Genomic DNA, 25,487 nt, shown 5'->3' on the forward strand with positions numbered 1-25,487 from the left:
CCGCACGAGCCACCCTAGGAACTAGAGTCCCCTCTAGATCAACCCCCGATCACCCCCAGATACCCTGGCGGCATGGCTGAGGTCACAACAACTCTGAGCATCGGAGAGGTCTCCGAGCGCACCGGCTTGAGCGTCCACGCGCTGCGCTTCTACGAGCATGAGGGCCTCTTCATCAACACCGTGCGACGCGGACCTAGCGGGCGCCGCGCCTACAGCCAGGACGACGTGGCCTGGCTGAACGTCTGCATCATTCTCCGCGCCTCAGGAATGCCCGTGACCGCGCTCCGCCAATACGCCGACCTCGTCAGAGAGGGCGCCGGCAATGAGGAAGAGCGACTCGCGCTCATGCGCCAGCACCAGGAGCGCGTCACCACCGAGATCGGCAGGCTCACTGAGTCCCTGGACCTGATACGGTTCAAGGTCGGGGTGTACGAGGACCTTGTCGACCAAGGCAGCGCCGCCGCCCACCAATGTCATGCCCCATCCCCTTCGGCTGACGAAGAACGCACGCCACTGCTTCGCCACAAAGTAGTGGTCGAGTAACCGGCAACGCACTACGATCGCCCGTCGCGCTTCGCAGGGACCTTCACCGTCCGACCAGTGGGCGCAACCGCCAGACCTCAGCCATCGCCCCCCTGCCCGACACCACCTTCGATGGCCTGCCTGCCACCCACTCGCGGGAAGCGGCCAGAAGCTCGAACGGCAGATCGACGCACTCACCACCGCCGGATGCCGGAAGATCTTCGCGGACAAGAAGTCCGGCAAGACCGCCCTCCGCCCGGAACTGAAGGCGTGCCACGCCTTCCTCGACGCCGGCGACACCCTCGTCGTCCCGAGCCTGGACCGCTACGGCCGCAGCCTCCAGGACCTCATCACCATGGTCGCCGAACTGCGCGAGCGTGGCATCGGCTTCACCTCGCTCCACGAGAACCTCGACACACCACCCCTGGCGGCCGACTCGTCCTCCACGTCTTCGCCGCCCTGGCGGAGTTCATCCGCGAACTCATCGTCCAGGGAACCCGCGAGGGCCTGGCCGCCGCCCGCGCCCGCGGCCGGGTCGGCGGACGCCCCACCGTCGCTACCGAAGAAGTCATCCGTGCCGCCCGCGACCTCCTGCCCGACCCCGGCCGCTCCATCACCTCGATCGCCAAGCTCCTCGGCGTCTCCCCCGGCACCCTCTACAACCACATCCCCGACCTCCGCGAACTGCGCGACAGCACGGTCCCGCATCAGCTCGAAGCCACGGAGCGGTGATCACTTGCCGATCCGAGAACCGCGACCGGCATCCCGCCGACTGGCCAGAGATCTCCACTACGACCGTGAACACCACGCCCACACCCGGACCCAGGCCCGTCGTACCGCGCTCGAAACCAGCGGGCAGCTGACGTTCGAGCTGTAGGCGAACGTACCAAGATCAAGTGCTTAGCGTTACTGGCTGTTCTATTGGTCCCCAAGGCCGTCCTCCCTCACCCACCTCGGCGAGCAGGGCGCTTCCCTGTTGATGCTGATGGCGAAGTCCCGGCACAAGAAACCGGAGAACGTCCGCCGCTGCTTCAAGCCCTCCCCGGAGGCCATCGCCGAGCTCACCAGCCTGCTTGCGCCGGGTGACAGCAGACGCTAAGTCACCCGGCAGCCGGAGTCAGGCCCTCAGGGCCGGCTTGAGTACGTCCTGGCACCACTGGCGGAAGCTGGTCGGGCCGGCGGTCTGCAGGGTGCGCTGCTCGGCGTCGTAGATGCCGTCGTTCTGGGCTGTGGCCATGTCGACCAGTCCCTGTGCGAATCCGTCGGTCATCCCGTACTGCAGCATCGTCGTCTTGTATGCCTCGCTGCTGACCTGCTGGAAGCGGACCGGTCGTTCCAGGACCTCGGACAGAACCTCGGCCATGCCGTTGGGGGACAGCGCGTCGGGGCCGATCACCGGGACGCTGCCCTGTCCGCTCCAGGAGTCGTCGAGCAGCAGGTCGGCAGCCGCCGCGGCGATGTCGCGGGTGGCGACGGTCGCGAGGGGGCGGTCCGCGGAATTCGCCAGGAAGAACATCCCCTGGCTCTTGATCGCCTCGACCTGGCCGAGCAGGTTCTCCATGAAGAACGGCATGGCCAGCGACCGGTAGTTCACGCCGGTGCTCTCGAACAACTCGTCCACCGCGAACGCGGGTGACAGAAGCCCGGCGGGCTTGCCGTACGCACGGCCCAAGCTGGAGACGCCGATGACGCGCTTGACTCCTTGGCTCTTGATCGCGTCGCACGCCGGCCGGGTGAGGTCCAGGTAGTAGTCCTCGATGTTGTCGGCCTGGGGGTTCGGGGGCACCAGCCACAGCACGCTGTCGGCGCGCGCGAACGCCTCGGCGACAACGTCGCTATCGCCGTGCGACCCCTGGACGATCTCGACGCGCTCGCGGACCTGCGGGGAGAGGCGGGCGGGGTCGCGGGCGATCACGCGGAGCGGCTGACCGCTGTCGAGGAGCCTGGCAAGGGTCTGGTGGCCGATCTGGCCAGTGGGGGCGGTGATGACGATCATGGAAACCTCCGGGAGGGATTGCTTCGAGGATGTGACGGTGTGCCTTCGGATCGCTGCCCGTCGACACCGTTTCCACTGATAACGAAAATACGTTATCAGTGAATCCATCAATCGCTAACGAGCTTCCGTTAACATTGGAAACATGGAGACCGATCGCTCTGCCTCTGCGGACAGCTACCGTTCCCGAATCATCACCGCCGCAGCCCGGCTCCTCGCCGAAAGCGGCCGCGAGGCGGTGTCGACCCGGGCAGTGAGCGCTGCGGCCGGCGTCCAGGCCCCGACCATCTACCGGCTCTTCGGCGACAAGCAGGGCCTGCTCGACGCGGTGGCCGCCCACGGGTTCGCCGCGTACCTGGACGAAAAGACCGACCTCACGCCCAGCGGCGACCCGGTCGAGGACCTGCGCGCCGGATGGGATCTGCACATCGGCTTCGGCCTCGCCAACCCAGCCCTGTACGCCCTCATGTACGGCGAGCCCCGCCCCGACGCGACTCCGCCGGCAGCGCTCGCCGCAGCCCAAGTCCTCGCCGCCCACATCCACCGGATCGCCGAGGTGGGCAGGCTTCGGGTCGATGAGGAACGCGCCGCGCAACTCGTCCACGCCGTCGGCGGCGGCACGGTCCTCATGCTGATCGCCACTCCGGAAGACCGACGAGACCTCACCGCGTCCGACCTGGCACGGGAAGCGGTCATCGCCGCGATCATCACAGACGCCCCCGCCCCGGCCGAGCCCGGGCCGGCCGGCGCTGCGGTCGCCCTCCGTGCAGTCCTCCCGCAGACTTCCGCACTGAGTGCCAACGAGCGCAGCCTGCTTACGGAATGGCTCGACCGCATCGCCAGATGCTGATACCCCTCCTCACTCGTCGTCGGTGCGTCCGGATCGCGCAGCGGCCGCAGGCCACCAGGCAGTTCGGGAAGCTGGAACGAGTACCGGCCCGAGCATGTTGATGTGGTGCCGGACGAACGGGGAGAGACGGGCCACATCCTCGTCGCGGACATCGAACCCGTGCTCGCGCAGTTGCTGCACGGCGGCGTCCATGTACCGGGTGTTGAAACAGCACCAGCGCGTTCAGCATCAGGCCCAGTGCGCCGATCTGGTCTTCCATGCCGTCCTGGTAGCGCTGGTAGAGCTGTCCGGCCTTGCCGTGGAAGCTCTTCCGGGCGAGCGCGTGGCGGCCTTCCTGGAGGTTAGCCTGCACTTTGATCTTCCGCCGGTAACCGGGCTCGTCGGCCAGGCGCAGGATGTGCAGGGTCTTGGCGATCCGCCCGTAGCGGGCGATCGCGTCGCCCAGCGGGGTGGGCCGGCCTCCCGGGACAGCATCCGGATCACGTCGTAGGCACGCACGGCATCGGTGTGGATGGAGCCGATGATCGGCAGGATGTCCTCCCAGTGCCGCTCAATCCGGACCAGGTCGACTCGGCCGCGGGCCGCGTCCTGGAACACGCCGTAGTCCGCCGCGCGGTCGATGCGCCACATCTTCTGGTCCGGCAGGTCCGCCCACTGCGGTGCATAGGTGAACCCCGCCAACGTCAGGAGGCCGAACACAATGTCGGACGGCCTTTGTCTCGATCGGTGCACCTTGGTCGGAGCACATGATCAGGCGAAGGCCGCTTCAATGTCCGGCGACTGCCCAGGTGAGTGATCCAGTTCGAGATGTCGTTCGATGCCAGGAGCCAGGCACGGGCACTGATGCCTCAGCTGGCGAGCAGGGCCTGCATCCACTGGTCTTCGCGTTCCTCGATGTATTCGGCGTCGTTTCGCCAGGCGTCGCCGTGGCCTTCAGCCCACAGCCTTGCCCAGGGCGGGGTTCCTTGGGCTGCCTGGTCGCGCAGGAAGTCGTACATGGAACGCGTACGGCGCCCCAGTAGAGGGACCAACCGACGGCGTTCGGACTCAGCCAGACCGTAGGCGTCGGCGAAGACTCGCAGCCGGTCCGCCGCGTCCGGGCTCTGCCAGTCCGGATGCGCGGACAGCGGGATGAACCCGTGCATGGCGTATGCGACATCCCACAGGCGCGAGCCGGGACCTGCAGCGTCCCAGTCGATGAAGGCCCACCGCGCCTCGTCTGCGACCACGAGGTTCCAGGGGGCCAGGTCGTTATGGGCGATGATGTCACTGCCCTCAGCGGGGATCAGCGTCTGCCACCGCGCATCGGAGGGCGCCGTGAAGTCCTGCACGGCGTCGTGGAAGTCCCGGATCAACCGTGCCACGCGAGCCAGTTGTCGAGCGGGTTCCATCAGCGAGAACCGGTCGGGCCAGACCACGTCTCCCGGCATGAAGGTCAGGACCTCACGCCCCTGATCGTCAATGCCGAGCGGACGGGGCGCCGCGCCGAATCCCACCTCGTGCAGGTGGGCAAGCAAGGCATGCACAGCGGGAGTCCATGGTCCGGCCGGACGGCGAACGGTGTCCCCGACGCGAACGACACCATCACTGACGTTGCCACCGGACAAAGGCTGTTCATCATCATGCCGCATCGAACCAGTGTGTCGGATCAGCTCGTCATGATCACCCCATTAAGGGGCAGCGTCAGAGTAGGGACGGAGGTTGAAGAACAAGCTGAGAACTTCGCATGATCGTAGGCGTTGATCGAGCACTTCCACGCGATCATGAGCAGCGGTAACGGTCCGTAGCTGTCGGCATTCGCGTGTTAGCGATCTTCTGGTTTGGGTCGTGCGTATACCGCCGCCCGGCCGGGGCTGACTTCATCTCCGCGGTGTACGGCAGGTGAGATCAGATGGTAACTACGATCTTTCCCTGCACGTGTCCGCGCTCGGAGTGGGCGTGCGCCTTCGCGATCTCCTCCAGGGGGTAAGACTGTTCGATGCGCGGCACGTAGCGGCCCTGCCCGCCGAGAGCGCCCGCTTCGGCCAGGAGCGTGGAATCGTTGACCGCGTTGGCCACCCGGACGCCCAGACGCTGAGCGTTCACGTGGTCGGCGACCGTCACCACGCGGTCCGGGCCGCCGGCGATCTTGACGAGATCGGGCAGGGAGCCGGAAGCGGCGGCATCGAGGACAAGGTCGACCCCGTTCGGGGCCAGGCCGGCGAGACGCTCCCCCAAGCCCGCACCGTAGGTGACGGGAAGGGCGCCCAGGGAGGTGAGATACGCGTGGTTGCGCTCACTGGCCGTCCCGATCACGGTGGCCCCTAGGGCGCGGGCGATCTCAACCGCCGCGCCGCCGACTCCTCCGGCAGCCCCTTCAACCAGCAGGGTGCGCCCCTCCAACTGACCGAGCGCCTTGAGTCCGCCCAGCGCCGTCACGGACGCCAGGCCTGCCGCGGCAGCCTCCGTATCACTCCAGTTGGCGGGGGCAGGAGCCCAGGCCGAGAGGACCGCCAGCTCGGCCGTCGCGCCCGTCACTCCGCCCAGGCCGAAGACACGGTCACCGATGCCGACCGAGCTGACTGCCTCGCCGATCCTGTCCACCAGACCTACGGCGTCGCGCCCCGGGATCGCGGGCAGATCGACCGGGAAGTAGTCGCGCACCGAGCCGTTGCGCACCTTCCAGTCGACGGGATTGACGCTGGCCGCCGTGACCCGGACGCGGATCTCCCCGGGACCGGGCAACGGGGCCGGGGCCTCCTCGACGACGAGGGTGTCCGTACCGCCGTACTCGTGGTACCGAGCTGCGCGCATGATGACCTGCCTTGTTTGTGCGGATGGCCTGGGATGCCTTGACATCGACTACGCTAGAACCTGACGTCAACGTGAGGTGCAAGTCGAGACTTCAGCCGGGAGGAAGGAGGACGCGTGCGGATCGGTGAGGTGGCCCACCAGGCCGGGGTGAGCGTGAGGGCATTGCGCTACTACGAGGAGCAGGACCTGCTGCACGCCGAACGTAGCTCCGGCGGCCAGCGCCAGTATCCGGACTCTGCCGTCGACCGGGTCCACCTGATCCAGCAACTATTCGCCGCCGGGCTGCCGAGCAGGGCTGTGCGAGAGGTCCTGCGCTGCGTGTACTCCGGCACGGTGGAACCGGGCCTTCTGGATCAGCTGGAGAGCGAGCGCGCACGGATCAGCGAGCGGATCACCGGCCTCGTCGCTGCGCGCGAACGGCTCGACGGCGTGATCGCCACCACCCGCAACCCTCCACCCGAATGCACCCACGCACGGGTGCTGGGTGCCCCAGCTCGCAGCGCTGCACCAAGTTGATCCCCGCGTTACCGTTCCAGTGGTGCTTCGTTACCTTGAGCGATCTTGCCTGGTGGTGGGCATCTTTGAGGTGTGAAGCTGGGGGATGTCGAGCGGCTCCGGGGTGAGTTGGCGGAGTTCGTGGGTGATGTGTTCGGGTCGTTGCCGCGGCGGGATCAGCGGGGGTGGGGCGCGTGTTATCTGCGGGGCCCGATGCTGGAAGGCCGGCGCAAGTCGATCCAGCTGATGGCTGAGCGGTTGCCGGACGGGAACATGCAGGCGCCGGTGGACGCCTGGCCTTCGAGGGGCTGCTCGCGGACGTGTACTTCTCTGCGAGTGACTCACCGCAACCGCCGCTGCACACCGTTCCACCGTGCGTCACACCCTCTTCCACAGCGCAGGGCGGCTTGTGGGGTGCATGCTCGCTCGACAGTCCCGTGCCTTGACGCGGGTCGGAGTCATCGGTGCGAGGGCGGCTCCGAGGTGTCAGCAGGGGATGGCGAGGCGGAACGTCGTGTTTCCGGGGCTGCTGGTGACGGTGGCCGTTCCGCCATGGGCGGTGATGACGGCGTGGACGATGGCCAGGCCCAGACCGGTGCTGCCGGTGGCGCGGGAGCGGGCGTGGTCGGCGCGGACGAAGCGGCCGAAGACCTCGGGCTGGATCTCTTCGGGAATTCCAGGGCCGTTGTCGCTCACCTCCACGGCGACGCCGGTCCGATCGGTGGTGAGGGCGATGGTGACGTCGGTGCCGGGCGGAGTGTGGGTGCGGGCGTTGGCGAGAAGGTTTCCGATGGCCTGCTGGAGGCGGTGTGCGTCGCCGGTCACCATGACGGGTTCTCCGGGGAGGTCGAGGAGCCAGTGGTGCTCGGGGCCTGCGGCGCGTGCGTCGTCCGTCGCGTTCAGGATCAGCAGGGTCAGGTCCACCGGCTCGTGTTCGAGGGGGCGCCCGGCGTCCAGGCGTGCGAGGAGCAGGAGGTCGTCGACGAGGCGGGTCATGCGCTGCGACTCGCCGTCGATGCGTTCCAGGGCGTGGCGAACGGTGGCGGGGACGGGGCCGGGGTGGCGCAGGGCGAGTTCGGCGTGGCCGCGGATGTTGGCGACGGGGGTGCGCAGTTCGTGGCTGGCGTCCGCGGCGAAGTGCCGCAGACGTTCCTCGCTGGCCTGGCGGCTCGTGAGGGCGTTCTCGACGTGGCCGAGCATGTGGTTGAGGGCGGCGCCGACCTGGCCGACCTCGGTGCGCGGGTCGGTGTCCGGCAGCGGTCCGGGCATGGCGACCTCGCCGCTGGCGAGCGGTAGGCCGGCTACCTCCGAGGCCCGGGCGGCGACGCTCCGGAGCGGGCGCAGGGAGACCCGTACCCACAGGGCCCCGGCGACGCCCATGGCCAGGAGTGCGGCACCGAACAGCACCGCCTCGACCGCTGCGAGACGGTGAACGGTCTCTTCCACCGGGTGCAGGGGCAGGCCGGTGATCAGTGTGTCCTGGTCGTCGCCCTGGACAGCCGAGACGCGGTACTTCCCCAGAGAGGAGAGGTGGATGCTGCGCCCGTCTCCGTCCACAGGGACTCCGGCCAGAGCGTGGCGATCCTCGGGGGTGAGTTGAACGGGGCGGTCCGCGGCGTCGTCGACGACGGCGGCCTGGGTGACGACGTCGTTCAGCAGTCGGGCGCCGAAGGTCGATTCGGCCTGGCCCCGGGTGTCGGGCCTGTTGTCGGCGTCGGGCTCGGTCTCGTGTTCCAGGCTGGCGGCGAACCGGCCGCCGGAGGAGGCGAGCTGTTCGTCCAGGCGTCCCATGAGGAAGCCGCGAAGGGCGAGGGCGGTGCTGATGCCGACGGCGACGCAGGCCAGGGCGAGCAGAGTGACGAGTCCCGCGGTGAGCTGGCCGCGAAGGGTGCGCGGTGGCGGGCGCCTCACGGGGAGTCCGGCTTGAGGACGTAGCCGACGCCGCGCACCGTGTGGATCATCGGGTTCCGCCCGGCGTCGATCTTCTTGCGCAAGTAACTGATGTAGAGCTCGACAACGTGGGCACGGCCGCCGAAGTCGTAGGCCCAGACCCGGTCGAGGATCTGCTCCTTGGACAGGACACGGCGCGGATTGCGCATCAGGAACCGCAGAAGTTCGAACTCGGTCCGGGACAACTCGATCGTGACTCCGCCGCGCCGGACCTCCCTGGCCTCCTCGTCCATGGCCAGGTCACCGACCGTGAGCCAGTTCGCGCCCGGCTCCGCCGTCATGCCGGCCCGTCTGAGCAGTCCGCGCAGCCGCGCCAGGACCTCCTCCAGGCTGTAGGGCTTGACGACGTAGTCATCGCCGCCCGCAGTGATGCCCGCGATACGGTCCTCGACCGCGTCGCGGGCGGTCAGGAACAGCACGCACACGCGAGGTGCCTCACGCCTCAGGGCGCGCAGGACCTGCAGGCCGTCCAGGTCGGGCAGCATCCAGTCCAGGACCACCGCGTCGGGCCGGAAGTCACGGGCGGTGGCGAGCGCGGTCGCACCGTCGGCCGCTGTGCGGACCTGCCACCCCTCGCCGGCCATGACTCCGGACAGGACATCGGTGACGTCAGGTTCGTCATCCACGACAAGGACCCGCACGGGTTCTCCGTCGGGGCGGTGCAGAGATGAAGGCGCAGGTGGCTCGTCCATGGTTTCTTCAGGATCCCCCAACGCAGGTCGCGGCAGGGCGAGCCACGTCTCTGAGTTCCCTCTGAATTCGCACTCAGGCCGGCTCCCATAGGCGTCTTCAGAAGGTACGCAGAGGTCGGACTGTGAGGCTGGCCGCCCATCACCGGAAGTGAGCCCCCATCCGGAGGAGTCCCATGACCACCACGCGGACCGCCACGTACGCCGGCGGGAGCGTGCGCCATCGGCGCCCGCGCCGCGACGTCGTGCCCTTCGTGGCTCGGCTGCTGATCTGGGCGGGCGCCGCCGGGGTACTGGCACTCTGGTGGAGCGACACGGCCTCGGTGGTCGGCCCGGCGGGCTGGCTCACCGGTGCGGGACGCATCACCGGTCTCCTGGCCGGCTACGCCTGCGCGGTACTGCTGGCCTTGATGGCCCGCGTACCTCTCCTGGACCACACCGTCGGCACCGACCGGCTCGCCCGCTGGCACGCCTGGGGCGGCCGCTGCACCGTGTCCCTCGCCCTTGCCCACACCCTGCTGATCATCTGGGGCTACTCGCTGACCTCGCACAGGAACGTGGTGAGCCAGACCTCCACGCTCATCCTGCACTACCCCGACCTCCTCAAAGGCACGGTCGGCTTCCTGCTGTTCCTGGTCACCGGAATCCTCTCCGCTCGTGCCGCCCGCCGAAGGATGAGCTACGAGACCTGGCATTACCTGCACTTCGCCACCTACCTGGCGGTCTTCCTCGCGTTCGGTCACCAGCTCTCCGACGGAGCCGACTTCGTCGGCAACCACCTCGCACAGGCGGCCTGGTACACGCTGTTCCTCGGAGTCGCCGCGTTGGTGGCCTGGTACCGGTTCGCCGTCCCCGTCCGGCGCGGCCTGCGCCACCGCCTCCGCGTCACCGCGGTCCATCCCGAGGCACCGGGCGTGGTCTCCGTCCATCTCACCGGCGAGCACCTGGAAGAGCTGGGCGGTGAGCCGGGACAGTTCCTGCGCTGGCGCTTCCTGGCCCGCGGCCTGTGGTGGACCGCCAACCCCTATTCGCTTTCCTCCCCCGCCCAGCCCCGGCACCTGCGCATCACGGTGAAGGCGGCAGGCGGCCACAGCACGGCACTCGCCCGTCTGAGCCCCGGCACCCGGGTGTGGGCCGAGGGCCCCTACGGCGGGTTCACCGCGAACCGCCGCACCCTCCCCAAGGTGCTCCTCCTGGCGGGTGGCGTCGGCATCACCCCCCTGCGCACACTGTTCGAGACCCTGCCGGGCCAGGTGACCCTCGTCTACCGGGCGCGCCGCGCCGACGACCTCGCGCTGCGCGGTGAACTCGACGCGATAGCCGCCGGCCGACGGGCCACCGTGCACTACGTGGTCGACGAGCCGACCGGGTACTCCTCTCCCCTCACCGCCCAGGCCCTGGGGGCCCTTGTGCCGGATCTGGCCGCGCATGACGTCTACCTCTGCGGTCCCTCCGGCATGACGCGGGCCGCGATCACCGCCCTGCGCGATGCCGGGGTCCCGGCACGGCGCATCCACCACGAGTCGTTCGCGTTCTGAGGAGTACCGTCATGCGCCGAGCCGTCCTCGCCACCACCGGGACCAGCGCCCTGATCTTTGCCCTGCTCGCTCTCAAACCCCACCACCTCACCACCCTCGGGACGGCTCCCCGTGCCCCCGCGGCCTCGCACTCCGCGGGCGCCTCGCCGGGAGCGTCCGCCGGGACGGGCACGTTCACCGGGAGCCCCGTCGACACCGAGTACGGGACGGTGCAGGTGGCCGCCACACTGGTCAAGGGGAAAATCACCTCGGTCAGGGTCCTCCAGGCCCCGGACCGGAACGGCCGCGATCGGGAGATCGCCTCCTATGCCCTGCCTCGCCTCACCCAGGAGGCGCTCGGAGCCCAGAGCGCGCACATCGACGCCGTCTCCGGAGCGAGCTACACGAGCCAGGGCTACATGCGGTCCCTGCAGAGTGCCCTGGACCAGGCCCATGCCTGACACCGGATCCGGACTGCGCCACATCGAGCACGTCATGGGGACCGTCTTCTCCTTCGACATCCGCGACCGGCCCACCACCGCCATCCGCCACGCCCTCGCCGAGGCGGTGCGCCACCTCCACCGGGTCGACGCCGTCTTCTCCACCTACCGGCACGACAGCCACATCAGCCGCCTGGGCCGCGGCGAGATCCGCCTCCAGGACTGTCCGCCCGAAGTCGACGAAGTCCTGTCCCTGTGCGCACGGGCCACCCGCGACAGCGACGGCTGGTTCAGCGCCACCCCCGCAGGGAGCCTGGACCCCTCCGGGCTCGTCAAGGGCTGGGCCACCGAGGCCGCATCCCGGATCCTCCACGAAGCGGGCGCGCACCACACCTGCGTCAACGGCGGCGGCGATGTGCAACTCCGCGGCCGGGCGGGCCACGGCACCCCGTGGCGCATCGGTATCGCCCACCCCCTGCGCGCCGGCGAACTGGCCACCGTCATCACCGCCGCCCACGGCCTGGCCGTCGCCACCTCCGGCACCGCCGAGCGCGGGGCGCACATCATCGACCCGCACAGCGGCACACCCGCCGCCGCCTTCGCCTCACTCACCCTCGTCGGGCCCCGACTGACCCTGACCGACACCTACGCCACCGCCGCGTTCGCCCGAGGCGACGGCGCGCAGAAATGGATTGAAGCACTCGACGGCTACGAAGCGCTCGCGATCCTCCCCGACGGCCGCGAATGGCGGACACGAGGATTCCACCGCTATGGCTCTTAGGCGGAACGCGGACTCAGCCGCTCTCGGCGGTGAAGTTCCTGCTAGCGGCACCACCGTCGCCCCGCCACGCGCCGCACGGGCTCACCAGCCGCGAACGTCCCACGCGCTGACGCCACGATCTGCCGGCTCCCCTGCCTCCGGGGCGTCTCCGTCCGCGTGGGACGGACCGCCGGTGCCGTCAGACCGTGCGAACCCGTACCGTCTGGGTAACGCCGTTCGTGGCGCTGAGGTCACCGAACCGCAGTGTCAGGACGGAGCCCGTGCCGACCCCGGTGACCAGGTCCGGCCGGGTCAGCACCGAGTGCACTCGACGCCTCCAGGTGAGGGTGAGGCCCTTGACCGTACGTCCGGGGTCCGCGACGCAGACAACCGCCGTGCCGTCGCGCTTCTCGTGTATCTGCACGCTGACCGGTGCGTCGGCCGTCACCGGTCCCACGGTTCCCGCTGCGAAGAAGTTGATGCCGGTGAAGCCGGACGAGGGCACCCGGACGCCCTGCTGGGCGCCCGAGTTGGCGAGGATGTCCAGCCATCGCGGATCGGCCGCCCGCGCGGCCGTGCGGGCACGGCTCGCTCCCGGCATCAGGATGTAGGCGTACTCGGCGTCCTTCGGATCCTCGCCGTGGTCGGCGAGGAGAGTGAGGTAGCGCCGGGTGACAGGATCGGCGGAGCCACCGCCGTTGATGGCCTTCCAGGTGCCGGTGCGCTCCTCGCGCAGTCCGGTCAGCGTCGTGCCGCCGGGGAAGACGTAGCCGGCGTGTCCCGCCAGGTGCGCCCATCGCACCTGGTTCAGCGTCCCGGACCAGGCGCCGCCTGGCCGGGTACGACCGTCGACCGTGAGCCCGGCCGTCCCGTCGGCACCCAGGCTGCGGTTGTCGACGACGGTCTCGACCCTGGCGCCGTCGCCGCAGGTGATGCCGGCCCCGAGACAGACCACGCAGTCACCGAGGAAGAACCAGGACTTCTTGGCCTCCAGGGTCGATGAGAGCCCCTTCAGATGCTGGCCCAGGCTGGCGAAGGTGCCGTCCGAGGCACCGCCGGCCCACACGGCGTCGGGCCTTGCCGCGCCCCAGATACCGCCCTCGCCGTCCGCGAGCGGCTTGGCGGAGGCGGTGGTGCCCGGCAGCCGGTACGGGTCCACGGTCGGCCAGTAACCGTCGCTGTACTGGCCCTCCCCCTCCGGCCCCCACCAGTAGAGCATCCCCGAACCGGTGTGCCAGGCCCGCAGGTTCTCGCCGTTTCCGTTCTCGTAGTAGGTGATGCGACTGGAGGCCATCGAGACCGAGGCGGTGAAGTCCCGGGTCCGGTGCACCGCGCGGTCCATGCCGGGGAACACCCGGTGGCCGCTCGGCTCCGGGGCCGGCCGGACCGAGGAATCCCCGAGCAGCGCGATGACCCGGGAGAGCGGTGCGACACCGAGGGTGCGGCCGGTGGTGACGTCGCTGTACCGGTCCCGGCTGAACCAGCCCTTGGCCAACGCCCGCCAGCGGGCGTTCTCCTCGGCTCCGGCGCCCTGCCCCAGGAGCAGGATCGACGCGATGACGGCATGACCGCGCAGATGGTCGTCCTGCTGGACCTTCGCCGGGGCACCGGCAACGAGTCCGCGGCTGATCGCCCGGCCCGAGACGCCGTCCATCATCAGCCCGTCGTGGAGGAAGGGAGCATAGGCGTGCTCCACGGAATCCAGGAAGATCTGCCGTTGCGGGTCGGTGATGGCCCAGGCCGAGTCGCCGAGCAGTGCGAACAGCTTGCTCAGTCCGTCGATGAGCACAGCGCCGTACGACCCTGTGTACGGGACCCAGGTGTGCTGGACCAGCGAGCCGTCCGCGTACAGGCCGTCGCCGGAGGTGACGTACGGAAAGACCGGCGAGACGGCGTCCCTGGCGAGAGCCACCTTGGCGGCCGTGCCGTCGAGGGCACCCCGCAGGGCCAGAACCCGGCAGAGGTCGATCCGGTTGGCACCGGTACTGGTCCCGCTGTACGCCGCCACGGAGGAGTCGGGCACGAAGTGGTCGATGGCTCGGGCAGTCGCCGACCGTAGATCGCCGGACAGGTGGTCGTCGAGTATGAGGCAGATGTCCAGGAGGGCCTGGGGGGCACCGATCTGCCAGTTGTACCAGTTGCCGTAGGGCGCCTGGGACTCGTTGTAGACCTGGGTGCCGAGGTGACCGATACCCGTGAGGACGGAGGCGAGCAGAGCGGGGTCGCCGGTCAGGCCGGTGCCGGGCTGTGCGTACGCCTCGGCCATCGTCCTCAGCCTGCCGTACGAATTCTGGATCTGCGCCGAGTAGGTGTAGGACTCGGTGTCCTTGTCGGGGTCAGGGTCCGCGTAGACGTTGTCGGGCCACAGCGAACCCTCGGCGGGTGCCATGGCGGACATGTACCCACGCGCCGTCGAACCCAGCGCGGCCAGCTTGGTCCTGAAGGGCTCGGCGGTGGGGCTGAAGCCCTGGCCGAGCAACAGGTCCCGCCACTTCCCCCGCAGGGCGGAGAAGTCGTCGGCGAGTGGTTCACCTGCGGGCGCGCTCTGCTGTGCGGCGGCGCCCGGGACGGGCAGGGCCAGAGCCAGCGCTCCGGCGCCGGACACGGCGAGGGCTCCGCGGCGTGACCAGAAAGTCGTCATGAGTACTCCGAGCTCGAGAGCGGACAGACACTGGGTAGGCGGTTTTTTAGCACGCTTCGATCGAACGGACAATGCTATGAACGCTATTGATCGAACGAACACGCAATCAAGGCAGTCCCGATCCGCGTCATGCATCGTGCTCCGGGCAGCGTCGAACTGGTGGTTTGTGCGCGTGAGCGCTCGCGCGACGTAGCAGGGATCGGCGTACCTCGTGTCGGTGTCCCCGAAAAGCGGACTGATCCGAACACAAGTGGATTGTTTGATCGACCGGTTGACTTCCCACGTCCCTTTCCCCAGGATTGCGGACCAACAGGCGGCCGCCGAGCACCAACTTCCGCCTCCCGCAGCGGCTTTGCCGGTCTCCACGCCCGCGCCGGCGACCTCTGACCGCAGTCCCGTGTCCCCTGCCGGGCGTCCGGCAGGGGGTCGCCACGGCACGAAAGTGCACTCCCCGCGAAGCCGTTCACGTGTGTCTCAGCGCCCGCCGCCCGCCATGGGGGCGCATTCCTGGCCGCCCCCCTAGACGAAGAGGCCCCCACATGGGAACCCACGCACGCACACGCACACCGGCAGCTCTCGCAGCCACAGCCGCAGCCCTTGTCGCAGCAGTGGCCTGGCCCCTGCTGTCGACCGCCTCCGCGCAGGCGGCAGGCATCTGGGACGGCGACGCCTCCAAGGGCACCGGCGTCTTCGGAAGTGTCGAGTGCCCCGCCCCCGGCAGCCTGGTCACGGCTGCCGGTGATACCGCGCACGGCACGGTCTTCCGCTACACGAAGCCGGGCGGTGACATCCGCTGCGAGTCGCGCGGTGTCTCCGTGAACGGCTCCTCGCGCTACGCCTTCGCCGACGGCTCCACCTACTACCTCGGGTGGGAGAGCCAGCTCTCCTCCGTGAGCGGAGATTTCGTCGTGTGGCAGTGGAAGTCCTACCCCAACGCCCAGCAGAACTACCCGCTCATCATGACGGTCAAGGACGGCTCGGCACGGCTCTTTCACGTCACCACCGGTGGAGACTGGCAGATGATCTGGTCCGAGCCCGTCACCGCCGGCGACTGGAACGCGTTCGCCATCGGTGTCCACACGTCCGGCTCGGCTTCCTCGGGGTGGGTGGAGCTGTACTTCAACGGCACCAAGCAGACCTTCGCCGACAGCAGCACCCGGTATCCATGCCGCACCTGGGACAGCGCGAACGAGCCGAAGTGGGGCGTCTACGACCGGGACGACGGCTCCACCACCCTCACCAACCGCGTCGACAGCCTGAAGATGGGGACGTCGTACGCCGACGTCACCTGACGGGCGGCACCGGCAGTGACGTCGCTCAGGGCCGATGCCTTCCCCCCATCCGGGTTCCGCGCCTCTCCCTCATGCTGTCCGGGTCAGTGCCTCGCCCCTTACGGGGTCGGCGTACGGGAGGCCGCGGCCGTACCGCTCCAGTTCGTCCAGCGCGGCGTGTGTCATCCGGGCCAGTTCGTTGCCGGCCGAACCGGCCACATGCGGGGTCAGAAGGACATTGGGCAGGTCGTACAGCGGTGATGCGGCGGGCAGGACCTCTGGCTCGGTGACGTCGAGCACGGCGTCGAGCCGGCCGGACACCAGTTCCTCGGTCAGCGCCGCCGTGTCGACCAGCGAACCGCGCGCCGTATTGACGAGTGTCGCGCCGTCCCGCAACAGCGCCAGCCGTTCCCGGTCGAAGAGGTGATGGGTCTCCGGGAGTTCGGGAGCGTGAATCGTCACCACGTCGCTGGAGCGGACGAGCGTGTCCAGTGCCACCGGGGCCACGCCCAGACGGCCGGCCTCCGCCTCGTCGACGTACGGGTCGTACAGCAGAACCCGGAAGTCGTGCGGGCGCAGCAGCTCGATGACCCGCCGCCCTATGCGGGACGCCCCGACCACGCCCACCGTGCGGCCGTAGTTGCCGCCGTTCCCGATCACATCGATGGCGCTCACCCTGGCGCGCTCACGCCGATAACTCCGCCGAGCGGCCATGATCCGTTTCCCTGCGAAGAGGATGGCCGCCACGGTGTACTCCGCGACCGGCAGGGCGTTCGCCCCCGCGGCGGAGGCCACGGTCAGCTCCCGCTCCCAGCAGGCGTCGGTGATGTGGTGTTTCACCGAACCGGCGGCGTGGACCACGGTACGGAGCCGGGGCATCCGCTCCAGGGCGTCCGCCGTCAGAGGCGGGCAGCCCCAGCCGGTGAGGAGCACCTCCGCCTCGGCGAGCGCGGAGGCGGAGGCCGGGTCCGTGAAGTCGTCCACCACGAGGGAGGGGTCGGTGTCGGCGATGGCACCGAGCCGGGCAAGTGACTCCTGGTCGAAGAGCGCGTTCCTGACCGACGGATCCATCGCAAGGACCGTGCGGGGGCGGTGGTACGGGGCGGGGGACGCGGACGTCACTTGACGGCTCCTGCGGTAAGGCCCGAGCGCCAGTAGCGCTGCAGTGCGACGAAGGCGATGGCGAGCGGGACGACGGACACCAGGGATCCGGTGATGACGAACGAGTAGAGCTGCGGCTCCTGCGGGAGCGTGGCGTTCCAGCTGAACAGGCCGAGGCCGACCGGATAGAGCGACGAGTCGTTCAGCATCACCAGCGGCAGGAAGAAGTTGTTCCAGCTGCCGGTGAAGGAGAAGAGGAAGACCGTGACGAAGGCGGGGGACAGCATCGGAAGGGCGACCGAACGGAAGGTGCGCAGTTCGCTCGCGCCGTCGATGCGGGCCGCCTCCAGCGTCTCCCCGGGGACGTAGCTCTCCGAGAAGACCCGTGCCAGGTAGACGCCGAACGGGTTCACCAGACCCGGGATCAGCACGGACCAGTACGAGTTGACGAGCCCGACCTCGGACGCCATCAGGTACATCGGCAGGGAGATGACGGTGTGCGGGACGAGGATGCCCAGCAGCACCAGGCCGTACAGCTTCTCCTTGCCCCACCAGTCGTACGTGTGGAAGGCGTAACCGGCGAGCAGCGAGATGAAGGTGGAGGCGAGGGCGCCGACCACCGAGTACAGCATGCTGTTGGTGAGCCAGCGACCGAAGACACCGTCCTGGTACGTGAAGAGGTCGGCGAGGTTGGTCAGCAGGTTGAACTCGGCCGGCTCGAAGCCGGGGCTGGAGAACAGGTCGCCGTTGCTCTTGCTCGCGTTGACCAGCAGCCAGCTCAGCGGCATCAGCGTGTAGACGGCCACGACGGCGAGCAGGGTGTTGACGACGGCTTTCGACGACCAGGCCGGTCCGGAGGTCCCCGCCCGCCGTGACGGGCCGGCGGTGTCGGCACCGCCCGTGGAGCGGACCGGGGCCGGAGTGCGAGGAGGCGCGGTGGCAGCCATGGTCACGCCTCCTTCCAGCGGTTGCCGAGCTTGGTGATCACGAAGGACAGAGCGGCGCCCAGGAGCGCCAGCAGGAGCGAGGCCGCGGCCGCGAGTCCGTAGTCGTGCTCGGTGAAGGCGGCCTGGTAGATGTACATCACCGGACTCCAGTCCTGAGAGATGGCGGACGACCGGCTGCGCAGCACCTCCGGCTCGTTGAACAACTGGATCGCACCGACGGCGGTGAAGAGCATGGTGAGGACGACGGAGGACCGGATCATCGGCAGCTTCACCGCCAGGGCCGTGCGCAGCTGGCCCGCGCCGTCGACCGTGGCCGCCTCGAGGGTCTCCTTCGGCACGGCCTGCAACGCGGCGTAGAAGATCACCATGTTGTAGCCGGTCCACTGCCAGGCGGCGGCGTTGGCCATGGAGAGGACCACCCCGTCCGGGCCGAGGAAGTCCCACTCCACGCCGACGGTCCGCAGGAGATCGATCACGGGGCTGAGTCCCGGTGTGTAGAGGAACCCCCAGATGATCGCGGCGATCAGTCCGGGCACGGCGTGGGGAAGGAAATACGCCAGCTGGAAGAACTTCTTCGCCTTGGCCATCGCGGAATCCACCAGCAGGGCCAGCGCCAGCGCCCCGCCCACCATCACCGGGATGTAGATCAGACAGTAGAGGGCGATGTGCAGGAAGCCCCGGTGGAACGACGCGTCGCCGAGGGCCCGCAGATAGTTGTCGGCGCCGACGAAGACGGTCTCCGTCCCGCCGAATCCGAGGCCGCTCGTGGCCTGTTCGCGGAACAGGCTCATCCACAGCGAGTACCCGACGGGGGCGACGAGCGTGGCGAGGAAGAGGACGAAGAAGGGGGCGACGAAGAGGACGGGTGTGGTGCGCTGCCCGCGGCCGAGCCGGGTAGTCATCGGCGTTAGCTCCTTGGAGGGGTCGGGGCGCCGGAGCGGGGGGACCGGGCCCCCGCCCCGACGGCTCGGGAACGCGGGGATCAATGGGCGAGCTTCAGCCCGCGGTCGGTGATGGCCTTCTCGGCCGCCGCTTGCCCGGCCTGGAACGCGGGCCAGAACTCACCGGTCTTCTGGGCCTTGCCGAATTCCGTCTGCATGGTCATCGTCGTGGAGTTGTGCACGGGGCTCCAGGTCCAGTCCTTGGCGATGTTCGGCACCTGGGCCCCGGCGACGGCGTAGACGTCCTGGCCGGCGAAGAACGCGGTGTCGAACGTGGACCTGGCGGCGGCGCGCAGCTTCTCGGCGGCGGGCAGTCCACTGGAGGTGCCGGCCGCGAGACGGGCCTTGACGGCCTCACCGTCGGTGGTGGCCCAGGCGATGAACTCGGCGGCAGCCTTGGCCTTCTTGCTGTCCTTCGTGATGGCGAAGGCCGAGCCGCCGACCGCGCCGGTGACCGGCGTGCCCCAGTGCGGCAGCGGGGCCTCGGCCCACTTGCCGGCCTGTCCTGGGTACGTGGTCTTGATGGAACCGGCGCTCCACGAAGCGCCGATCAGCGCGATGGCCTTCGAGTCGGTGACCGCCTTGGTGGCCTCGGGACTCCACCCCTTGTGGTTGAGGACCAGGTCGTCCTGGACCAGGTCCTTCCAGTAGTCGGCGACCTTCCTGGTGGCCGGATCGGTGATGTTCACCTTCCAGGCCTCATCTGTCGCGCTGTACCACCGGGCGCCGGCCTGCTGGGAGAGACCGGCCCAGGTGGCGGTGTCGTCGCCCCAGAAGTCGAGCAGCCGCGCCTTGCCCTTGGAGGCGGTCTTGACCTTCTCGGCGGCGGACCTGAACTCGGCCCAGGTGGTGGGGACCTCGATGCCGTACTGCTTGAAGAGATCGGTGCGGTAGTAGAGCGTCTGCGGGCCGACGTCGTAGGGGGCCGCCCATGTTCTGTCCCCGAGCGTGACCAGGCTTCGCACCGATTCGGGGGCGTATTCCTCGACCGACTCGCCGAGCTCGGCGCTGGAGTCGCGAAGGAGCCCCTGGGTCACGAAGTCCGGCACGGCCTGGTACTCCAGGTTGACGACGTCCGGGGCGTTGCCCGCCTTGACCGCTTTGGAGATCTTGTCGTAACCGCCGTTGAGTCCGGCCGGGATCTCGGCGTGCGTGACCTTGATGTTCGGGTGCGACGCGTTGAACGCTTCGGTCATGTCGGCGGTGCCGGGCATCCACGACCAGTAGGCGATCTCCACGGGCTTCCCGGCCGAGCCGGTGCCGGCGTCCGACGTGGTGGTGTCCTCGCCTGCGCAGGCGGTGAGGAGGAGGGCCAAGGAGGCCACCGCGGCGGCGAGGGCCGTGGAGGACGAACGGGTGCTGGGCTGCATGGCGGAACTCCTACGAGAGGCCAACGGATGGCGGCGAGTTGACGACATCTTTCGGCCAGAAACGCTCAGAGTCAATAGGAAATGAACAAACGAACATCAAGAAGCGATATCGATCGGATTCCGTGATCATGTAGCGGGTCGGCAACCCACGGAGCCCGCGCCGCGGCTTACGCGAACACCCCCTGCCCGGGCCGGCAGGGGGTGTTCGCGCGTGCGGCTGCCCACTCGGGCGTCGAGCCCAACGTTCAGCGGAGGGTGGGGCGTCGCACCGAGGGTTCAGCCGAGGCCGGGGGCTTCGCGCAGCTCCACGACGGGATGCTCGACGCCGTCGAGCTCGAGGATCACGACGTCGTTGCGGCCGGCGCGGAGGAGCGGCCACGGTACGTACAGCGTCCGTTGCGGGCCCCTCGCTTCCCAGTACCGCCCCAGGCAGAAGCCGTTGACCCACGCGTAACCCTTGCCCCATCCGGGCAACGCGAGATAGGTGTCGCCCGGCTCGGCCACCTCGAGGAAGCCCCGGTGGAAGACAGGCCCCGAACGTGAAGTGGGCGCGTCCTCGACGCCACCGGACGAGGTCTCCCACGGCAGCCCGTCCGGGGTCCCGTGCCCCAGCTCCACCGCGCGCGCCGTCCAGCCGTGCAATATCTGCTGGGTATGGAGGACCCGGCTCACCCCCTTGCGCTCTCCGAGCCCCGCGCCGTAGTTGACCCTGCCCATCGACTCCACCAGCAGCTCCACGCGCGCATGTGTCCCGGGGACGCGGACACCGTCGACCGCTTCGGCTCCGTCCCGCTCCAGTACGCCGGCGGGCGTGCCGTCCACGAAGACGTGCGCGCGGTCGGCGAGTCCGTGCACGGACAGAGGGTACGGTCCGCGCGGTCCGGGGATGCGGGAGGTGTAGAGCACGAGACCGTGCCCGATCCCGAGCTCCTCGAACGACGGCGGCTCGGCGGCTCGCACCTCCGTGCGGGCCAGCTCGTCGAGGACATCGAACAGCCGGATCGACTGTGTGAGTTCCAGGGACCCAGCGGGCAGCAGGGGAGCGGGAGTCTCCGGTTCGGGCAGTGGCTCGTCGGTGTACCGCTGGAGCACCTCCCTGAAGGCGAAGAACTTTTCCGTCACGCCGCCCCGCTCATCGATCGGCGCGTCGTAGTCGTACGACGTCACGGTCGGCAGATAGCCCGCGCCGGTCGCAGGGTCCTCGGTGTTGGCGCCGGCCCACGTGGAGAAGTTCGTCCCGCCGTGTGCCATGTAGAGGTTGACCGACGCCCCCGCCGCCAGGATCTCCGCCAGCGAGTCCGCGGCGTCCTTCGCGTCGCGTATGACGTGCTCGGCGCCCCAGTGGTCGAACCAGCCGCACCAGAACTCCATGCACATGGCCGGGTCGTCCGGCCGCAGCCGCTTCAGGCCGGCGAAGGCCTCGGTCGCGCGGCTGCCGAAATTCACGGTGGCCAGACGCCCCGGAACCGTGCCCCCGGTCAGGAAGAAGTCGTCCGGCCCGTCCGACGTGAACAGCGGTACGTCGATGCCGCGCCCGCGCAGCCCGGCGGCCAGGTGCTCCAGATATCCGGTGTCCGTGCCGTAGGACCCGTACTCGTTCTCCACCTGCACCATCAGGACGTTGCCGCCCCGGGTGACCTGATGCGGTGCCAGGAGGGGGATCAACCGGTCGTACCAGCGGTCGACGCGGGCCAGATACCCCGGATCCTGGCAGCGCAGCGCCCGTACCTCCGGGTCGGCGAGGAGCCACCAGGGCAGACCGCCGTTCTCCCACTCGGCGCATATGTAGGGCGACGGGCGGACGATCGCGTGCAGTCCGGCCTCGCGCGTGGCGTGCAGGAAGCGGTCCAGGTCCGCGACCCCCGCGAAGTCGTACTCCTGGGGACGCGGCTCGTGGAGGTTCCAGGGGACGTACGTCTCCACGGTGTCGAGACCCATGGCGCGCATCATCCGCAGCCGCTGAGGCCACTGCTCGGGCAGGACGCGAAAGTAGTGCAGGGCACCCGACAGCAGGCGCAGGGGGCGGCCGTCGAGGGAGAACCCCTCGGGCGAGATGTGGAACATGAGGGGCTCTCCGGGTGGGCGTACCGCGTGAACGGGGATCAGGTGGAGGCGCGGACGTGCAGCTCCGGCAGGATCGAGAGCAGGTGGCGGGGGCGGCTCGGGTCCGCGACGCGCTTGGCCAGCAACTCGACGGCGGAGACGCCCACCGCGAGCTTCGGCGGGGCGACGGCGGTCAGTGGGATGTCGGCGAGGGAGGCGACCTCGTCGTCGTACGCCACGATGGCCAGGTCGCCGGGGACGTCGACACCACGGGCCCGGAGGCGTTGGAGCAGCACGAGGGCGTCGTGGTCGTTGTGGATCAGTGCGCCGTCCAGCCGGCCGTCGGCGACCGCGTCGGCGAAATCGCCGAGTATCTCCTCGCGGCGGACGGCGTCACCGGCCGGCGGCGGCATGCGGAAGATGCCGTCCGCGGGCACGTCCAGCGCGGCCGCGGCCAGGCCGCTGCGGTATCCGTCCACCAGGGGCTCGCTGTGCGGGCTGTCGTCACGCACCATAAGTCCGATCCTGCGACGCGTCGAGGCGAGATGGTGAACGGCGAGCCGGGCCCCGTACACATGGTCGGTGACGACCCGCTCGGCATGGGAGATCTCGTCCCCCGGGCGGCGCTCCACCCACACGTGCGGAATGGTCAGCTCGTCGAGCCAGGCGGCGGCCGCCGCGACGTCGCAGGTCGCGATCATGAGCCCGTCGAGGCCGTCGGCCAGCATGCGTCCGACCTGCGCGCGCTCCTCCTCCGGGCTGTACTGCGAGATGCCCAGGACCAACCGGATGCCGCGCTCGCCGGCGGCTTCCTGAGCACCCTTGATCACTTCCGGGTAGTAGTAGTCGGCGGCCGGCACGATCAGGCCGAAGGACAACTGCCCGCGGCCTGACGGGGGCCTGACGGGGGGCTCCGTACCCATGGTCCCGGCGCGGGTCGTCGGCAGGACGGCACCGCCGTGCACGCGGGCGACCAACCCCCGGTCCGCGAGGCTCTCGATGTCCCGGCGAATCGTGACGGGCGAGACCTGCAACTCCTCGGCGAACTCGGTGACCCGGAGCGTGCCCCGCTCGCGCAACCGGTGAAGTATCGCCTGATGCCTCTCTTCGGCATGCATGCTGCAGCACCCCCTCTTCCGTGCGTGGCTGAGCGCCAGTCTATCTGCCGGATGAGCACATGTGAACGTTTCTGTCCGAACAATCATTTTGGGCGGAGTGGACGCTCAGTTTGATGCTTTTGCCGGGCGAGAAGTCGGACCCGACCGCGGTGATCGTCACGCAGTGCATCCGGTCAGGACTGCCCGCACTCCGCTCGCCCGGAGCCCTTCCCGGTGACGCCCTGCCGACCGGTCCTCCCGGCGGCGAGCTGCGCCTCCGGAAGCACTCCGGGAGCCCGTTCCGTCTCTGCCTGCGAGAACGCGTGGGCTACTCCAGCTCTTCGTGGGTACTCGCGTTCCGAGGCGCGTCGGCCACGGCTCGCCGAAGAGTATGAGCCCTCCGACGCAGTGGGAGAGGATATGAGGCTTCGCGACTTCGCTCAGGCGACAGCTTCCCGGTGCTCCACCGAGGTGCTGAGTGGCCGATACCGTCTTGACGGGCTTCTCGGTTCGGGTGGTGCTGCGGATGTCCACCGGGGTTTCGATCTGCGGTTGAGACGACCGGTCGCGGTCAAAATCTTCCGGCCTGACGCCTGCATCAACAGCGAGGAGAGCTGGCACAGCGAAGCAGTGATCCTAGCTCGGCTGCATCACCCCGGACTCGTCACCGCCTTCGATGCCGGGCAGCACGACGGAAGCGCCTTCCTGGTCATGCAGCTGATCGAAGGCACCACGCTCAAGGAGCGCATCACCGGAGGCCCGCTGCCCCCCGATGTGACCGCCGCACTCGGCGCCGAACTCGCCCAGGCGCTGGCTCACGCACACGAAGCGGGAATCGTCCACCGGGACGTCAAACCGTCCAACATTCTCCTGGACTCCGCTCACCGGCCCTATCTGGCCGACTTCGGCATCTCCCGGATGCTGGACGCCACCACCCGCACCGCCACCGGCACGCTCATGGGCACCGCCGCCTATCTCTCTCCCGAGCAGGTACTCGGCCGGCCCGTCGGTCGGCCCGCCGACATCTACGCCCTCGGCCTGGTGCTGCTCGAATGCCTCACGGGCAGGCTCGAGTACGACGGCGGGCCCCTTGAGGCCGCCATCGCACGACTGCACCGTCACCCCGTCCTGCCTCACGGGCTCCCCGAACAACTGAGCCGTCTGCTGCGGAAGATGACAGCTCTGGACGAACAGAACCGCCCAACAGCCCGCGACTGCACCCTCGCTCTGACGGCGTTGACCGACATAGTCCCCGTGGCGGCCGGCCCGTCGGCGCCCGCCACACGCCTCGTCGTCGGCCAGGAGGCACCGGAGGCGACACACACGCACGTGAATCCGGCGCTCGTCAGGAATCAGGACACTGCTCGAAGCACGCCGGCGCGTGGGCGCACCCTCATGGCCGGAACGACTGTCGCACTCGCCGCTGTCGTGGCAACCGCCTTCGCCGTCACCGGCAGTTCCGCCCCTCAGGACACCGACCGGAGCACGACCAGGGCTTCCGGCGCCCCCACCGGAACGCCGCGTGCTTCTGGCGACACAGGACAGCGGAAGGCGGTCACACCGTCTCCGGCGGCGCGGTCCTCCGACCACGACGCTGCTGTGGGCACACGCCCCGAGGACACCCCCGGGCTCAGCGTCCGCTCCGCTTCTCCCAGTCCTGTCGGCGAACCCGCTGACAGCCTGAGCGTAGGCAGCTCAGCACCCACAGCGGCGCCCACCGTGAGCACGGCGCCCACGGCACCGATCACACCGAGCAACGGAAGCTCATCGTCAGCAGCAACAACAACACCGGACGCCACACCGACCACGACCCCCCACCCACCGCCCGGCCAGGCAACGAAGACAGAAGCAGCGAAGGACGGGGCCGACCAACCAGCACGGTGACGCTGCCTCGCCGAAACAGCCCGGCTCGGCGGAATCCTCGGCCGAGATCTCGCTCACCCGTCCATAACCTCCCTGGACAGAACAACTGGCGCCCGACGCACGCACGCGTGCTGCCGATGCCTCCTGCCAGCCCTTCTTCAGCCGCCGCCAACCAGATCACGCCCCCGTAGCGGTCACCCGCAC

The 25,487-nt window shown here is 69.2% G+C and carries 20 protein-coding genes and 4 pseudogenes; 11 read left to right on the forward strand and 13 right to left on the reverse strand.

The window, feature by feature from the left end; genetic code table 11:
* Positions 1–72: 72 nt before the first annotated feature.
* The 3 genes and pseudogenes from ACIBCU_RS24465 to ACIBCU_RS24475 all read left to right on the forward strand — a co-directional run.
* Complete coding sequence (locus ACIBCU_RS24465) at positions 73–543, forward strand: MerR family transcriptional regulator (RefSeq protein ID WP_362929717.1); 471 nt, start codon at positions 73–75, stop codon at positions 541–543.
* A gap of 163 nt (positions 544–706) precedes the next feature.
* Positions 707–1,254: pseudogene (locus tag ACIBCU_RS24470) on the forward strand (recombinase family protein).
* A 199-nt stretch (positions 1,255–1,453) separates the two neighbouring features.
* Positions 1,454–1,621, forward strand: a pseudogene (locus ACIBCU_RS24475) (site-specific integrase); the annotation flags it as partial.
* A gap of 18 nt (positions 1,622–1,639) precedes the next feature.
* Here ACIBCU_RS24475 and ACIBCU_RS24480 read toward each other — a convergent pair.
* Positions 1,640–2,518, reverse strand: coding sequence for an NAD(P)H-binding protein (locus ACIBCU_RS24480; protein ID WP_399233975.1), 879 nt, complete (start codon positions 2,516–2,518; stop codon positions 1,640–1,642).
* Positions 2,519–2,660: 142 nt separating this feature from the next.
* On the opposite strand from ACIBCU_RS24480, the gene ACIBCU_RS24485 reads away from it, so the two are divergent.
* A complete protein-coding gene (locus tag ACIBCU_RS24485) occupies positions 2,661–3,365 on the forward strand; it encodes a TetR/AcrR family transcriptional regulator (protein ID WP_399233977.1) in 705 nt (234 codons plus the stop codon).
* Positions 3,366–3,388: 23 nt separating this feature from the next.
* Here ACIBCU_RS24485 and ACIBCU_RS24490 read toward each other — a convergent pair.
* From ACIBCU_RS24490 to ACIBCU_RS24500, 3 genes and pseudogenes are all read right to left on the reverse strand, one after another.
* Positions 3,389–4,073 (reverse strand): annotated as a pseudogene (locus ACIBCU_RS24490) (Tn3 family transposase); the annotation flags it as partial.
* A 140-nt stretch (positions 4,074–4,213) separates the two neighbouring features.
* Positions 4,214–4,996, reverse strand: coding sequence for a phosphotransferase (locus ACIBCU_RS24495; RefSeq protein ID WP_362929723.1), 783 nt, complete (start codon positions 4,994–4,996; stop codon positions 4,214–4,216).
* A 256-nt stretch (positions 4,997–5,252) separates the two neighbouring features.
* The gene (locus ACIBCU_RS24500) at positions 5,253–6,158 is read right to left on the reverse strand and encodes an NADP-dependent oxidoreductase (RefSeq protein ID WP_399233979.1); all 906 of its coding nucleotides are present in this window, start codon (positions 6,156–6,158) and stop codon (positions 5,253–5,255) included.
* Between the two features lie 114 nt (positions 6,159–6,272).
* On the opposite strand from ACIBCU_RS24500, the gene ACIBCU_RS24505 reads away from it, so the two are divergent.
* Positions 6,273–6,674 (forward strand): MerR family transcriptional regulator, encoded by a 402-nt coding sequence (locus ACIBCU_RS24505; RefSeq protein WP_399233981.1) that lies wholly within the window; start codon positions 6,273–6,275, stop codon positions 6,672–6,674.
* Positions 6,675–6,746: 72 nt separating this feature from the next.
* Positions 6,747–6,932: pseudogene (locus ACIBCU_RS24510) on the forward strand (transposase); the annotation flags it as partial.
* A 207-nt stretch (positions 6,933–7,139) separates the two neighbouring features.
* On the opposite strand, the gene ACIBCU_RS24515 reads toward ACIBCU_RS24510, so the two are convergent.
* Positions 7,140–8,564, reverse strand: a complete 1,425-nt coding sequence (locus ACIBCU_RS24515) for a sensor histidine kinase (protein WP_399233983.1) — start codon at positions 8,562–8,564, stop codon at positions 7,140–7,142.
* Positions 8,561–9,295: a response regulator transcription factor gene (locus tag ACIBCU_RS24520; RefSeq protein ID WP_399233985.1), complete on the reverse strand. Its 735-nt coding sequence runs from the start codon at positions 9,293–9,295 to the stop codon at positions 8,561–8,563. Before ACIBCU_RS24520 ends, ACIBCU_RS24515 begins: the two co-directional genes overlap by 4 nt.
* Positions 9,296–9,468: 173 nt before the next feature.
* On the opposite strand from ACIBCU_RS24520, the gene ACIBCU_RS24525 reads away from it, so the two are divergent.
* Genes ACIBCU_RS24525 through ACIBCU_RS24535 form a run of 3 tightly spaced genes read left to right on the forward strand, consistent with a single transcriptional unit; the run spans position 9,469 to position 12,030 of the window.
* Entirely contained in the window at positions 9,469–10,830 is a 1,362-nt protein-coding gene (locus tag ACIBCU_RS24525) for a ferric reductase-like transmembrane domain-containing protein (protein WP_399233987.1), read from the forward strand.
* Between the two features lie 11 nt (positions 10,831–10,841).
* A complete protein-coding gene (locus ACIBCU_RS24530; RefSeq protein WP_399233989.1) occupies positions 10,842–11,270 on the forward strand; it encodes an FMN-binding protein in 429 nt (142 codons plus the stop codon).
* Complete coding sequence (locus tag ACIBCU_RS24535) at positions 11,263–12,030, forward strand: FAD:protein FMN transferase (protein ID WP_399233991.1); 768 nt, start codon at positions 11,263–11,265, stop codon at positions 12,028–12,030. The genes ACIBCU_RS24530 and ACIBCU_RS24535 overlap by 8 nt, the downstream gene beginning before the upstream one ends.
* Positions 12,031–12,208: 178 nt before the next feature.
* Here the strand turns inward: ACIBCU_RS24535 and ACIBCU_RS24540 are convergent, their stop codons facing one another.
* Positions 12,209–14,650 carry a polysaccharide lyase 8 family protein gene (locus ACIBCU_RS24540; protein ID WP_399233993.1) on the reverse strand — a complete coding sequence of 814 codons (2,442 nt, stop codon included), beginning with the start codon at positions 14,648–14,650 and terminating at the stop codon, positions 12,209–12,211.
* 539 nt (positions 14,651–15,189) lie between these two features.
* On the opposite strand from ACIBCU_RS24540, the gene ACIBCU_RS24545 reads away from it, so the two are divergent.
* Entirely contained in the window at positions 15,190–15,942 is a 753-nt protein-coding gene (locus ACIBCU_RS24545; protein WP_362929733.1) for a heparin lyase I family protein, read from the forward strand.
* Positions 15,943–16,011: 69 nt separating this feature from the next.
* Here the strand turns inward: ACIBCU_RS24545 and ACIBCU_RS24550 are convergent, their stop codons facing one another.
* The 6 genes from ACIBCU_RS24550 to ACIBCU_RS24575 form a co-directional block, all read right to left on the reverse strand.
* Positions 16,012–16,992 carry a hydroxyacid dehydrogenase gene (locus ACIBCU_RS24550; RefSeq protein ID WP_399234548.1) on the reverse strand — a complete coding sequence of 327 codons (981 nt, stop codon included), beginning with the start codon at positions 16,990–16,992 and terminating at the stop codon, positions 16,012–16,014.
* Between the two features lie 47 nt (positions 16,993–17,039).
* Entirely contained in the window at positions 17,040–17,969 is a 930-nt protein-coding gene (locus ACIBCU_RS24555; protein WP_362929735.1) for a carbohydrate ABC transporter permease, read from the reverse strand.
* A gap of 2 nt (positions 17,970–17,971) precedes the next feature.
* Positions 17,972–18,871, reverse strand: coding sequence for a sugar ABC transporter permease (locus ACIBCU_RS24560; protein ID WP_362929737.1), 900 nt, complete (start codon positions 18,869–18,871; stop codon positions 17,972–17,974).
* 80 nt (positions 18,872–18,951) lie between these two features.
* A complete protein-coding gene (locus ACIBCU_RS24565) occupies positions 18,952–20,280 on the reverse strand; it encodes an extracellular solute-binding protein (RefSeq protein ID WP_362929739.1) in 1,329 nt (442 codons plus the stop codon).
* 276 nt (positions 20,281–20,556) lie between these two features.
* Positions 20,557–22,344 (reverse strand): beta-galactosidase family protein, encoded by a 1,788-nt coding sequence (locus ACIBCU_RS24570; protein ID WP_399233997.1) that lies wholly within the window; start codon positions 22,342–22,344, stop codon positions 20,557–20,559.
* A gap of 38 nt (positions 22,345–22,382) precedes the next feature.
* On the reverse strand, positions 22,383–23,441 hold the full coding sequence (locus ACIBCU_RS24575; RefSeq protein WP_399233999.1) for a substrate-binding domain-containing protein: 1,059 nt from the start codon (positions 23,439–23,441) through the stop codon (positions 22,383–22,385).
* A 399-nt stretch (positions 23,442–23,840) separates the two neighbouring features.
* Here ACIBCU_RS24575 and ACIBCU_RS24580 point away from each other — a divergent pair, with 399 nt between their 5' ends.
* A complete protein-coding gene (locus tag ACIBCU_RS24580; protein WP_399234001.1) occupies positions 23,841–25,304 on the forward strand; it encodes a protein kinase in 1,464 nt (487 codons plus the stop codon).
* The last annotated feature ends 183 nt before the right edge of the window (positions 25,305–25,487 follow it).

The organism is Streptomyces sp. NPDC051064 (assembly GCF_044455985.1).
GTDB lineage: Bacteria > Actinomycetota > Actinomycetes > Streptomycetales > Streptomycetaceae > Streptomyces.